Consider the following 12,786-nt stretch of genomic DNA (forward strand, 5'->3'; position numbering starts at 1 on the left):
CGGCTCATTTCCTTCCGTCGGCGAGTTCGAGGATCCTGGCCCGGCTCTCCACCTCCGGCGGTAGCCGGCGCCGCTGCGCCAGCGCCCACGGCAGCCGGCGGACCACTCCCGCGACCGCGAGCAGCGCCCCTGGTTCATAGGCGGTCCGGCCGAGCAGCCGGACGGTTTCGGCCGCGCACTGCCGGATCGGACGCCGCATCCAGGTGATCAACGCGTTGTTGCGCTGTTCGGCCCGGCGGCGCCACGCCGGCGGGGGACGGTGCCTGGAGGGGTGGTGGTGTGCCCGCACCGCGGGCACATAGCAGAGATGCCAGCCGTGGGTCGCCAGATCCATTGCCAGCAAACGCTCTTCGGCGCCGAAATGCAGCAGCGAACTGAACCCGGCGGCCTCCCGGTACGCTTCCCGCCGCACGATCGCGGCGCAGGCCAGGAAGCCGAGCACCGAGGGGCCGGGCAGTTCGGCGGTATGCCCCAGCGGGCTGGCCGCCATCCGCTCGTTCACCGGATCGTCGCGGTGGTCGCCACCCACCAGCGTGCGTCCCGCGACGAGACCGAGTCGCGGGCAGCGGTCGAGGACCCGTTCGGCTTCGGTGAGCGCGTCACCGGCCCACCACGAATCGTCGTCGCTGAACGCGATATACGGGGTGCGGGCGACGGCGACGCCGAGGTTGCGCGCCGCCGCGCCGAGATTGCGGTGCAACCGGATGACCTTCACCCCCGGGAAGCTCCGGGCTCGTCCGGTGGTGTCGTCGTCGGAGGCGTTGTCCAGCACCACGATCGGCGGTTGCGGCCGCAGCGCGCACAATTCGGTGAGGGTACGCGCCAGCTCCCCGGCCCGATTGCGGGTCGCGATCACGACCGTGGTCTTCGGGGTGCCGCCGGGCGCGTTCATGCCGGCCCTTCCCCGCGCAGCTCACCGAGCAGCTCGCCGGTCAGCGCATCGGCCGCGGGCAGATTCCGCCGTCGCGCCCGGTCCCGCCCGGACGGCGACAGACACCACGTCCACCAGTGGTCCAGCGTATCCGGATCCGCGACCCGTTCCGCGGCCACGAGCGCGGGCCAGCCCAGCGCCGTCGCCTGGGCCGTGACCTTCCCGCCGCCCGCGACGGGATCCACCGCCAGCACCGGGGTCCCGGCGCGCAGTGCGAACACCAGGCCGTGCAGCCGGGTCGTGACGACGGCGTCGAGGCGGGCGAAGACCGAGGCGAGCTGGTCGGGGGTGGCGCAGTGATGCCAGTCGTCGGTGGCCAGCCGGGTGTCGAGTGGTACCCGGGCGCAGTCGAGGCCGCCCAGCCAGCGCCCGAGCGCCTCATGCACCGGGCGATGCCGGCGCGCGGCACCGTACTCGGTCTGTCCCGGCGCGAGCACCACGCCCGCCACCGCGACACAGGCGGTGGTCGCCGACACGGAGAGATCGGGCCGACTGGTGGTGCGATCATCGCGGGCCAGCACCCGGTGGAAACCGGTGACCGCCGCGTCGGCCGGGTCCACGACAGTGACCCCGACCGCGATACGCCGGCAGTTCGCGTACCGTTCGTGCAACGAGCGGACCTGCTCACCGTGGATGGGCCCGCAGACGAAGACGAGATGCGAGTACCGGCCGGCGTCGGCGTCGTCGAGGTGCAACCCCTCGGCCCGGAACCGCGGACTCCACGCCGTATCGTGCGGTATCCCGGCGGCGGTGAGGCTCTCGCTCACATGGCGCATACTCAGCACATCCCCGGCCGTCGCCTCGCCGTGCACGAAACTGGACCAGCCGGTCACCAGTACCCGCGTGGTCGGCGTCCGCTCCGTCCGGCCGGGCGGAGCGGGCGGCGCTGTGGGTACGCCCCGCGCGGCGGCGACCACCGGATTCACCGGGGCGCGGAGTTCAGGTGCACGACCTTGGTCTGCGTCATCTCGTCCAGCAGTTCGGGTCCGTACCCGTAGCCGGTACCGCTGGTGCCGCGGGGGTGCGCCGCGCCGCCGGGCGCGCCGCCGAATACCGCGTTGATCTTCACCGTGCCGACCGGCAGCTCCCGCCAGGCACGCTGGGCATGTGGCAGCGACGACGTCAGTACCGTCGCGGCCAGCCCGTACTCGTCCCGGGCCGCTTCCGCGAGACCTCGGTCGAACGATTCGACCCGGCACACCGGCGCGACCGGACCGAAGGTCTCCTCGCGCATGATGCGCATATCCGGTGTGCAGCCGGCCAGCACAGTGGCCGGGTAGTGCGCCCCGGCGCCGTCGGGCACGACACCTCCCGTCGCGCATTCGGCTCCGGCGGCCACCGCCTCGTCCACCTGCGCGTGGACCAGGTCGCGATGGCGCCGGTCGACCAGCGGCGCCAGGGTCCGGGATGCGGCCGCCGCCACCAGCGCGGCCAGGAACGGCCGCGCGATCGCCTCGTGGACGAAGATCCGCTCGACCGATACACAGATCTGGCCCGAGTTCGCGAACGCGCCGAGCGCGGCCTGCTCCGCGGCCCAGCCGGGGTCCACCCCGGCGTCGACCACCAGGGCGTCGTTACCGCCGTTCTCCAGCAAGGCTTTCGCGCCGGTCGCGGCCGTACTACGCGCGATCGACCGGCCGGTGGCGGTACTGCCCACATGCGCGACGACATCGACATCGGCCCGGGCGGCCAGCACGGCACCGACGCCGCCGTCACCCTGCACTGTCTGCAGCACGCCCTCGGGTAGCGCACGGGCGAGGAGTTCGCCCAGCAGCGCGCCGGTGTGCGGCGCCCGCTCGCTCGGCTTGTAGACCACCGAATTGCCGGTGACCAGGGCGGCACCGATCAGTCCACACGACACCGCGACCGGATCGTTCCACGGTGTCAGCGCGACGACGACACCGCGCGGCTCCCAGACCATGAAGTCGGTCGCGTCGATATCGCCCTGCAGGCTCTTTCCGCGATGCACCGGGCCCAGCTCGGCGTACTGCTCCAGGGCCGCGGCGCCGGCCGCGATGCCCGCAGCGCCCTCGGCGCGCGGGCGACCGGTTTCGGCCTCAGCGGTCGCGGCGAGTTCGGCGACGTATTCTCGCAGCAGGTCGGCTCCCGCCCGTAATGCCGCGGCACGTTCGGTGACCGGGGTACGCGCCCATCCGGGTTGGGCCCGGCGGGCCGCGGCGACCCGCCGGGCGAGTTCGGCGGCGCCGGTTACGGGCACCGTACCGACAGTGGCGCCGGTGGCGGGATCGCGGATTTCGATCGCCGCGGTCACCGGCGACCGCGTGGGTTCTGTGACGGTGCTCGATCGGCTCATACCGGCGCGTTTTGCCCGGCGCCGGCGGTTCAAACCCGGCTCGGCGAGTCGCCACGCCGAGCCCTGTAGATCCGCTTTACCCGCGCTTGTGTTTGAACCGGCGCGAACAGGTAAGAGCCAGCGCATGGCGGAGACGGCGAACCGGCTCGACATACTGCTCTGGCACGTGCACGGCTCGTGGACCAGCTCGTTCGTCCGGGGAAGACATCGCTATCTGCTGCCGGTGGTGGAGGGCGGCGGGCCGTGGGGCCGGGGCCGTTGCGGGCGCGTGTGGCCGTCCGCCCGGGAGATTCCGGCCGGGGAGCTGCGCAAGACCGAACCCGATGTCGTGGTGCTACAGCGCCCCGAGGAGATCGGTCTGGTCGAACGCCGGCTCGGCCGTCGCCCGGGTATCGATATCCCGGCGGTGTACGTCGAGCACAACACCCCGCGCCCGCATGCGGCCACCACCCGGCATCCGCTGGCCGACCGCGCCGATATCCCGCTGGTGCACGTCACCCATTTCAACGACCTGATGTGGGACAACGGACGCGCACCCACGCGGGTCGTCCCGCACGGCATCGTCGATCCGGGCGCGCGCTACACCGGCGAGATCCCGCACGGTGTGGCCCTGATCAACGAACCGCTCCGGCGTGGGCGGATCACCGGAACCGATCTGCTGCCCGCCTTCGCCAGGGCCGGCCCGGTCGATCTGTACGGTATCGGCGCGGCCGAATTCACCACGGAAAGCCCCACCGCGCACCCCGTGCGAGGTATCGCCGACCTCGACCAGACCACCCTGCATCAGGAGATGGCGCGGCGGCGGGTGTATCTGCACACCGCGCGGTGGACCTCCCTCGGCCTGTCCCTGCTCGAAGCCATGCAGCTGGGGATGCCGGTGGTCGCGTTGGCGACCACCGAGGCAGTCCGCGCGGTCCCGCCGGAGGCGGGAGCGCTGTCCACCGATATCGCGGTACTCACCGGGCGGTTCCACGAGTTCCTCCACGAACCCGATCTGGCGGTGCTCGCCGGGAAATCGGGACGGCAGTACGCACTGGAGCACTACGGTCTCGATACCTTCCTGCGCCGCTGGGACGGTCTGCTCGCCGAGGTCACCGCATAGGGATCGGAAAGGGGCGCCACCTTGAAGATCGCGATGGTATCCGAACACGCCAGCCCGCTGGCCGCGCTCGGCGGCGTCGACGCCGGTGGCCAGAACGTCCATGTCGCCGAACTCGCCGCCGGGATGTCCCGGCGCGGACACGATGTCACCGTCTACACCCGGCGCGAAGACGCCGCCGCACCCACCACCGTCCGGACCGAGCAGGGGTATCGCGTGACCCGGGTGCCGGCCGGCCCGCCGGAGATACTGCCGAAGGACGAATTGCTCCCGTTCATGGACGAATTCGGGGAGTTCCTCCGGCAGGACTGGCAGCGGGAGGCGCCCGATGTGGCCCACGCCCACTTCTGGATGTCCGGTCTCGCGACGCTCGCGGCCGCACCCGCGCTCGGCATTCCGGTGCTCCAGACCTTTCACGCGCTCGGCGTGGTCAAACGCCGATACCAGGGCGCCGCCGACACCAGTCCACCGGCGCGGGTGGGGCTGGAACAGGGCATCGCCGACCGGGCCGACCGCGTCATCGCCACGTGTACCGACGAGGTGTTCGAACTGGTCCGGATGGGACTGCCGCGGACCCGCACCTCGGTGATCCCCTGCGGCGTGGACCTCGATCGGTTCACCCCGGACGGTCCGTGCGCCGCCAGATCGGACCGGTATCGGATCGTCAGCGTGGGCAGACTGGTGCCGCGCAAGGGTTTCGATATCGCGATCACCGCGGTGGCCCGGCTGCGCGATACCGAACTCGTGCTGGTCGGCGGACCCGACGACGGGCGACTCGCCGACGATCCCGAAGCGCAACGGCTCTCGGCCCTGGCCGGCGAACTCGGGGTGGCCGACCGGGTGCATCTGCTGGGTCAGATACCGCGGACGGAGATGGCGCCACTGCTGAGGTCGGCGGATGTGGCCGTGTGCACCCCCTGGTACGAACCTTTCGGCATCACCCCGCTGGAAGCGATGGCCTGCGGGGTACCCGTGGTGGCCGCCGCGGTCGGCGGGCTCACCGATACCGTCGTCGACGGAGTCACCGGCAGGCTGGTGACACCGCGGGAGACCGGCGAACTGGCCGACGCGGTCGGTGGCCTGCTGAACGCGCCGCGGACCAGGGCGAACTTCGGACGCGCCGGGCGCGAACGGGTCCGGGCACGTTACTCGTGGGAGCGGATCACCGCGGAGACCCTGCGGGCGTACCGCCGGGTGGCCGCCGCGGCCGTGCGCACCGAAACCGGCCGGGAGGAGGCGCGGTGAGGACATACGCGCCGGATCCGGTACCCACCCCGGACGGGCGGGCGAGCGGACACCGGGCCGGGCGCCCTCGGCGGGTGCTGGTGACCGGCGGCGCCGGTTTCGTCGGCTCGCACCTGTGCGAACAGCTGCTCGACGCGGGCGCGTCCGTGGTCGCGCTCGACAACTTCGCCACCTCCACCCCGGCCGATATCGCCGGGCTGGTGGACCGGCCCGGCTTCGCGATCATGCCGCACGATGTGACCGAATCGTTCTCCGGCCTCGGCCGGTTCGATGTGGTCTTCCATCTCGCGTCGGCCGCCTCGCCGCCCGACTATCTGCGGCTCCCGATCGAAACGTTACGAGCCGGTTCGCTCGGTACCGCGAACGCCCTCGATCTCGCCGAACGTACCGGCGCCCGGTTCGTCCTCGCGTCCACGAGCGAGGTGTACGGCGATCCCGGGGTCCACCCGCAGCCCGAGGACTACTGGGGCCATGTCAATCCGGTCGGGCCGCGCAGTGTCTACGACGAGGCGAAGCGATATGCCGAGGCATTGACCATGGCGTACCGCCGGGAACGCGGTGTGAACACCGGAATCGCCCGGATCTTCAATACCTACGGCCCCCGGATGCGGGCCGACGACGGCCGGATGGTGCCCACCTTCATCGCCCAGGCGCTGGCCGACGCTCCGCTCACCGTGGCCGGCACCGGTGAGCAGACCCGCTCGCTGTGTTACGTCGGGGATACGGTGCGTGGCCTGCTGGCGCTGGCGCGCACCGATCATCCGGGCCCGGTCAATATCGGTAATCCCGGCGAACTATCGGTACGGTCGCTGGCCGAGGAGATCCGCGCGGCGGCCGGGAGCCACTCCACGCTCGAATACGTCGACGGCGCGATCGACGATCCGCAGCGTCGCTGCCCGGATATCGCCCTGGCCCGGCGCACTCTCGGCTGGCAGCCCACGGTCGACCGGGCCGAAGGGCTCCGCCGGACGATCGACTGGTTCGCCGGGCGGACGGCACCGGCGGACGGGGCGGGTCCGGTAACGAAACGGCAGGCCGGTTTGGCAGTCGATTCGGCGGGTAGCGCGTAGACGATTCACGGTACGAGCCCGTATCCCCAGCGGAAAGGCCGCCCGTGCGCATTCTCGGTGTGAACGCCATATTCCACGATCCCGCTGCCGCCCTCGTCGTGGACGGTGAGATCGTCGCCGCCGCGGAGGAGGAGCGGTTCACCCGCCGCAAGCACGGTAAACGACCGGTTCCGTTCGCGGCCTGGGAGATGCCCGAGCAGGCCGCCGCGTGGTGCCTCGAGCGCGCGGGCCTGCGGCCCGACCAGCTCGATGCGGTGGGCTATTCCTACGATCCCGCGCTCGTGGACCATTCGCTCGGCGGTCTCGACCCCTCCAGCGAGGAACTCCGTACCGACTACGCGCGCCGGGCGCCGGCGTTCCTGCGTACCGCGCTGCCCGGGCTCGACCCTTCGATCGTGCGGTTCGTCCGGCACCATATCGCCCATGCCGCCTCCGCGGCACTCGCGGCGCCGTTCGGTGACGCCGCGGTGCTGGTCGCCGATGGACGCGGGGAGAGCAGTTCGTATCTCGCCGGGGAGTACCGGGACGGAAAATTCGTCGAACTGGCCGCCCAGCGGCTACCGCATTCGCTCGGCCTGATGTACGAGGACCTCACGGAGCATTTGGGTTTCGCCCGCTCGAGCGACGAGTACAAGGTGATGGCACTGGCCTCCTACGGCACGCCGCGCTTCCTCGACGAATTCCGGGAATTCCTGTACACGACCGGCGACGGCGGTTTCCGGACCGAACCGGTGGACTGGGCGCGGTACGCACCGGCGGTGACCGGCGGTGCGCTCGGCCCCGACCACGCCGATCTCACCGCCAGTGCGCAGCGGCGACTCGAGGAGGTACTGCTGGAGCTGACCGGATGGCTGTACCGGCAGACCGGGCAACAGGATCTCACCCTGGCCGGCGGTATCGCTCTCAACTGTGTCGCCAACACCCGGCTGCACGCCGAGGGACCGTTCGAACGGATCTGGGTGCAGCCCGCCTCGGGTGACGCCGGCACCGCGCTGGGCGCCGCACTGCAATTGGCGGCCGAATTCGGGGAGCGGGCCGCACCGATGCACCACGCCGACCTGGGCCGCGAGTGGACCGACGCGGAGCTGGAAGCCGTACTGCGGACGGCCGACCTCCGGTACAGCAGGCCGGTGGATGTGGCGGCCGAGGTCGCGGCGGTGCTCGCCGCCGATCAGGTGGTCGCCTGGTTCCAGGGCCGGGCCGAATACGGTCCGCGCGCCCTCGGGCACCGCTCGCTGCTCGCGCACCCCGGCCGGGCGGCGAACCTGGAACGCCTCAACGATGTGAAGGGCCGGGAACAGTTCCGGCCGGTCGCGCCCATGGTGCGGGCCGACCGGGCGGCCGAGATCTTCGGCCGCGGACCCCTGCCCAGCCCGTACATGCTGTTCGTACACGATGTGGCACCGGACTGGCAGGACCGGATCCCGGCGGTGACCCATGTGGACGGTACGGCGCGGGTGCAGACCGTCGATCCGGCGGACGACCCCCTGACGGCGCGCATGCTCACCGAATTCGACCGCCGCACCGGGGTGCCGGTGGTCGTCAACACCAGCCTGAACACCGCGGGCCGTCCGATGGTGGATTCACCGCGTGACGCGCTCGAATGTTTCGGTTCCGCCCCGATCGATGTACTCGCCATCGGTCCGTTCCTGGTGCGGCGCCGGTGAACCGCCTCGACTACAGCATTGTCGTCCCGACCACGGGCCGCGACAGTCTCCGGCTGCTGCTGGAGGCGCTGGAGGCCGCGACGGGACCCCGTCCCCGGGAGATCATCGTGGTGGACGACCGGCGCGGTGGCGGCGAACTCCCGCTACCCGACGGCAGCGCACCCGTGCACGTGGTCCGCTCGGGTGGCCGCGGACCGGCCGCCGCCCGCAATGCCGGCTGGCGGCACGCCACGGGAGCCTGGATCGCCTTCCTCGACGACGATGTACTCGTCGCCCCCGATTGGCCGGACCGCCTGGCCGCGGACCTGCTCGGTCTCGCCGCGGACACCGCCGCGTGTACCGCGCGCATCGAGGTCCCGCTTCCGGCGCACCGCCGGCCGACCGACGACGAACGCGGCACCGCCGGGCTGGCGACCGCCCGCTGGATCACCGCCGATATGGCCTACCGCCGGTCCGCGCTGCGCGCGGTGGGCGGGTTCGACGAGCGATTCCCCCGGGCCTACCGCGAGGATGCCGACCTGGCACTACGCGTCTGCCTCGCCGGTTACACCATCGCGTCCGGGCAGCGGGTCACCGTCCACCCGGTCCGCGCCTCCGGACCGCTGGCCAGTGTGCGGGCCCAACGCGGCAACGCCGATAACGCGCTGATGCGGCGCAAATACGGCGCACACTGGCGGCGGCGCATCGGCGAACGGCACGGACTGCTCCCCCGGCACGCGCTCACCACGGCGGCGGGCGCGGCGGCCCTGGCGTTCGGGGTGACCGGCCGGTCCCGTGCGGCGCTCGCCTGCGCTGCCGGGTGGGCGGCGCTCACCGGGGAGTTCGCGCTCCGGCGCATCGTGCCCGGCCCCCGCACCCCGCGCGAGATCGGGCGGATGGCGGTCACCAGCGCACTCATCCCCCCGGCCGCGTGCCGGCACCGGATACGCGGCGAACTGCGCCACCGCCGCGCCACCCATCCCGCCCCGCACGCACTGCTGTTCGATCGGGACGACACGCTGATCGTCGATATTCCCTACCTCGCCGACCCCGCCGGAGTGCGGCCGGTGCCGGGGGCCGCCGACGCCCTGCGCCTGGTGCGGGCGGCCGGAATCCAGCTGGGTGTCGTCAGCAATCAGTCCGGTGTCGCGCGCGGACTGATCAGCCCCGGCCAGCTGGCCGCGGTCAACGACCGGGTGGAGGAACTGCTCGGGCCGTTCGGGACCTGGCAGGTCTGTGTACACGGCGAGGACGACGGCTGCGTATGCCGCAAACCCGCACCGGGTATGTTGCGCCGCGCCGCGGCCGAACTCGGTGTCGATATCGACCGCTGCGTACTGATCGGCGATACCGGCGCCGACGTGGCCGCCGCCCTGTCGGCGGGCGCCCGGGCCGTCCTCGTGCCCACGGCGCGGACCCGGCCCGAAGAGATACGCCACGCGCGGGTCGCGGCGAGTGTCGCGCCGGATCTCACCGAAGCGGTCCGGATGGCGATGGCGGGTCCGCTGTGACGGGCCGGGTCCTGGTGGCGCGGATGGACAACGTCGGCGATGTCCTGCTGGCGGGTCCCTGTGTGCGCGCCGTCGCGGCCCACGCCGAATCGGTGACGCTGCTGGCCGGGCCGCGGGGTCGCGCGGGCGCCGAATTGCTCCCCGGAGTGGACCGGGTGCTGACCTGGTGCGCGCCCTGGATCGACCCGGAACCACCGGCGGTGACCGCGCCGGATATCGACGCCTTCGTCGCGGAATTGCGCGGCCTGGAAATGGATCGGGCGCTCATCCTCACCTCGTTCCATCAGTCGCCGCTGCCTCTCGCGCTGGTGCTGCGGATGGCCGGGGTCCGCTGGATCGGCGCGATCTCCGAGGACTACCCGGGCTCGCTGCTGGATCTGCGGCATCGTGTCACCGGCGACCCGCCCGAGGCCGAACGCGCGCTCTCGCTGGCCACCGCGGCCGGGTTCGGGCTACCGCCGGGCGACGACGGCGGATTGGCGGTGCGCGGGCCGCTCCCGGACGTCGCCCACCGCACCGGTAAGCCCGGATATATCGTCGTGCACCCCGCCGCGTCGGTACCGGCCCGCCAGCTGTCCCCGGCGCGGTCGGCGGCCGTGGTCGCCGCGCTCACGAGCGCCGGATACCGGGTGATCGTCACCGGCGCCGCCGCCGACCGGCCGCTCACCGGTCTCGTGGCCGGTGGTCGCGCCGTCGACCTCGGCGGCGCGACCACCCTGCCCGAACTCGCCGCGGTATTGCGGGACGCCAGCGTCGTGGTGGCGCCCAATACCGGGCCGGCGCATCTGGCCGCGGCCGTCGGAACGCCGGTCGTCTCCCTGTTCGCGCCGGTGGTCCCCGCCGCCCGGTGGGCGCCCTACAGGGTGCCGGTGGCGGTATTGGGCGACCAGGACGCATCGTGCCGGGACAGCAGAGCCCGCGAATGCCCGATCGCCGGACATCCGTGCCTCGAGTCGATTTCCCCGGACGACATCGTCCTGGCGGCGAAAGAACTCAGCGCAGGCGGGTGCGCCGGTCTGCAGACAGGAGGTGTGTCGTGATGGAGGAGCATTTCGCGGCGCTGTGCAAGGCACTGCAGCGCACCAGTTCGCACGCGCCGGAGATCCACGGGTGGGGGCGCGAACTGGCCACGGTGTTCCGCAACGGCGGCCGGTTGCTCGCCTGCGGTAACGGTGGCAGCGCGGCCGAGGCCCAGCATCTGACCGGGGAACTGGTCGGCCGTTTCCGCAACGAGCGACGCCCGCTGTCGGCAATCGCGCTGCACGCCGACACCTCCGCGGGGACCGCCATCGTGAATGACTACGGGGGGCACGAACTGTTCGCCCGGCAGGTCCGCGCCCACGGCCGGCCGGGCGATATCCTCGTCCTGCTGTCCACCAGCGGCACCAGTCAGAATGTGGTGGCCGCCGCGAAAGCGGCGCACGATATCGGTGTCACCACCTGGGCCATGACCGGGCCGGCGCCGAATCCGCTGGCGGCCCTGTGCGATCGCGCCGTCGCCGTGGAGGCACCGAGCACCGCCACCGTGCAGGAAGTGCATCTCGCCCTGGTGCACACACTGTGCGCGGCGCTCGACGAGGCACTGGGAATTCCGGCGTGAAACCGCTGATCGTCCTGGGTGACAGCCTGCTCGACGTCGATATCGAAGGCGACGCGACCCGGCTGTGCCCCGAGGCTCCGGTCCCCGTGGTCGATGTCCGGAGCAGGCGGCTGCGCCCGGGCGGGGCCGGGCTGGCCGCCATCCTGGCGGCCCGGTCGGTGGCCGAGGTCGTACTCGTCACCGCGACCGCCGACGACGACGGCGGTCGCAGCCTGCGGCGGCTGCTCGACCCGGAGGTCGAGGTGGTGCCGATGGCGCTGTGCGGCGAAACGGTACGCAAGACCCGGGTCCGCGCGGGCGGCCAGTCGCTGGTCCGGCTGGACACCGGCGACGGCACCGCGGAGGCCGGTCCGCTCGGCCCCACGATCGTGCGAGTCCTGCGCGCGGCCGGGGCGATCCTGGTCGCCGACTACGGACGCGGCGTGGCCGCACACCCCCGGATCCGGCGGCTGCTGACCGAACTCGCCCCGTCGGTGCCCGTGGTGTGGGATCCGCATCCGCGCGGGCCGGCACCGATCCCGGGTGCCGCGCTCGTCTCGCCGAATATGAGCGAGGCGCGGCAGTTCGCGCCCGGGTACGCCGAGCCGGACGAACTCGCGAAGGTACTCCGGGACGAATGGACCGCGGATTCCGTGGCCGTCACCCTCGGCTCTGCCGGGGCCGTCCTGGCCAACGGTAAGCGGCTGGCGACGGTGCCGGTGCCCGGCGAGATCCGGCTCGGCACCGCCGCCCCCGACACCTGCGGTGCGGGCGATCGATTCGCCTCGGCCGCGGCGGCAGCCCTGCTGGACGGATCGACGGTGGCCGAGGCGGTGGGCCTGGCCGTGGCCATCGCGGCCGGGTTCGTCGCCGGTGGAGGCGCGGCCGCGCTGTCACGCGGCGACGCATCCGAACCCGCGAGCACCGCTCGTACCGAGAGCCCTGGATCGGCGTTCGAGGTGGCGGCGGGTGTCCGGGCGCGCGGCGGCCGGCTCGTGGCGACCGGCGGCTGTTTCGATCTGCTGCATCCCGGCCATATCAGCCTGCTGCGCCAGGCCCGCGCCATGGGCGACGCGCTGATCGTCTGCCTCAACTCCGATGACTCGGTACGGCGGTTGAAGGGGCCGAGCCGTCCGATCGTCGCCGAACGCGACCGCGCCCGGCTGCTCGGCGAGCTGGCCTCGGTCGACGCGGTCACGATCTTCGACGAATCCTCCCCGGCCGCCCTGCTGGAGCGACTGCGCCCCGATGTCTGGGTCAAGGGCGGTGACTACGCCGAAGCGGATCTGCCCGAGGCCGGCGTCGTCCGCCGGCACGGCGGTGAGATAGCGCTGATACCCACGGTCCGCGGTTATTCGACAACTCAGCTGGTCACCCGGTCCCGCGGCTGA

The 12,786-nt window shown here is 72.3% G+C and carries 11 protein-coding genes; 8 read left to right on the plus strand and 3 right to left on the minus strand.

The genetic code is table 11. The annotated features are described in order from the left end of the window. Positions 1-4 precede the first annotated feature (4 nt). Genes AB0H42_RS18060 through AB0H42_RS18070 form a run of 3 tightly spaced genes read right to left on the minus strand, consistent with a single transcriptional unit; the run spans position 5 to position 3,245 of the window. Positions 5-892 (minus strand): glycosyltransferase family 2 protein, encoded by an 888-nt coding sequence (locus tag AB0H42_RS18060; protein ID WP_357057055.1) that lies wholly within the window; start codon positions 890-892, stop codon positions 5-7. After that, a complete protein-coding gene (locus AB0H42_RS18065; protein WP_357057057.1) occupies positions 889-1,848 on the minus strand; it encodes a polysaccharide pyruvyl transferase family protein in 960 nt (319 codons plus the stop codon). The genes AB0H42_RS18060 and AB0H42_RS18065 overlap by 4 nt, the downstream gene beginning before the upstream one ends. A 5-nt stretch (positions 1,849-1,853) precedes the next feature. Then, complete coding sequence (locus tag AB0H42_RS18070; RefSeq protein WP_357057059.1) at positions 1,854-3,245, minus strand: aldehyde dehydrogenase family protein; 1,392 nt, start codon at positions 3,243-3,245, stop codon at positions 1,854-1,856. A gap of 124 nt (positions 3,246-3,369) precedes the next feature. Between AB0H42_RS18070 and AB0H42_RS18075 the strand changes: the two genes are divergently transcribed. The 8 genes from AB0H42_RS18075 (at position 3,370) to AB0H42_RS18110 (ending at position 12,786) form a co-directional block, all read left to right on the plus strand. Beyond that, positions 3,370-4,347: a glycosyltransferase gene (locus AB0H42_RS18075; RefSeq protein ID WP_357057061.1), complete on the plus strand. Its 978-nt coding sequence runs from the start codon at positions 3,370-3,372 to the stop codon at positions 4,345-4,347. A 21-nt stretch (positions 4,348-4,368) separates the two neighbouring features. Beyond that, positions 4,369-5,589 (plus strand): glycosyltransferase, encoded by a 1,221-nt coding sequence (locus AB0H42_RS18080; RefSeq protein WP_357057063.1) that lies wholly within the window; start codon positions 4,369-4,371, stop codon positions 5,587-5,589. A 74-nt stretch (positions 5,590-5,663) separates the two neighbouring features. Continuing rightward, positions 5,664-6,659: a UDP-glucuronic acid decarboxylase family protein gene (locus tag AB0H42_RS18085; protein ID WP_357057302.1), complete on the plus strand. Its 996-nt coding sequence runs from the start codon at positions 5,664-5,666 to the stop codon at positions 6,657-6,659. 44 nt (positions 6,660-6,703) lie between these two features. Beyond that, positions 6,704-8,326, plus strand: a complete 1,623-nt coding sequence (locus tag AB0H42_RS18090) for a carbamoyltransferase C-terminal domain-containing protein (RefSeq protein ID WP_357057064.1) — start codon at positions 6,704-6,706, stop codon at positions 8,324-8,326. Continuing rightward, positions 8,323-9,816, plus strand: coding sequence for an HAD-IIIA family hydrolase (locus AB0H42_RS18095; protein WP_357057065.1), 1,494 nt, complete (start codon positions 8,323-8,325; stop codon positions 9,814-9,816). Before AB0H42_RS18090 ends, AB0H42_RS18095 begins: the two co-directional genes overlap by 4 nt. Continuing rightward, positions 9,813-10,856, plus strand: a complete 1,044-nt coding sequence (locus AB0H42_RS18100; protein WP_357057067.1) for a glycosyltransferase family 9 protein — start codon at positions 9,813-9,815, stop codon at positions 10,854-10,856. Before AB0H42_RS18095 ends, AB0H42_RS18100 begins: the two co-directional genes overlap by 4 nt. Next, on the plus strand, positions 10,853-11,416 hold the full coding sequence (locus AB0H42_RS18105) for an SIS domain-containing protein (protein ID WP_357057069.1): 564 nt from the start codon (positions 10,853-10,855) through the stop codon (positions 11,414-11,416). The genes AB0H42_RS18100 and AB0H42_RS18105 overlap by 4 nt, the downstream gene beginning before the upstream one ends. Further along, positions 11,413-12,786, plus strand: a complete 1,374-nt coding sequence (locus AB0H42_RS18110; RefSeq protein WP_357057071.1) for a PfkB family carbohydrate kinase — start codon at positions 11,413-11,415, stop codon at positions 12,784-12,786. Before AB0H42_RS18105 ends, AB0H42_RS18110 begins: the two co-directional genes overlap by 4 nt.

Origin of the sequence: Nocardia sp. NPDC050799 (assembly GCF_040654015.1) — a bacterium.
Lineage (GTDB): Bacteria > Actinomycetota > Actinomycetes > Mycobacteriales > Mycobacteriaceae > Nocardia.

Excerpts from the sequence above, each read along its gene's own strand:
- AB0H42_RS18060 (WP_357057055.1), bottom strand. The coding sequence starts at position 892 with ATGAACGCGCCCGGCGGCACCCCGAAGACCACGGTCGTGATCGCGACC.
- AB0H42_RS18070 (WP_357057059.1), bottom strand. The coding sequence starts at position 3,245 with ATGAGCCGATCGAGCACCGTCACAGAACCCACGCGGTCGCCGGTGACC.
- AB0H42_RS18075 (WP_357057061.1), top strand. The coding sequence starts at position 3,370 with ATGGCGGAGACGGCGAACCGGCTCGACATACTGCTCTGGCACGTGCAC.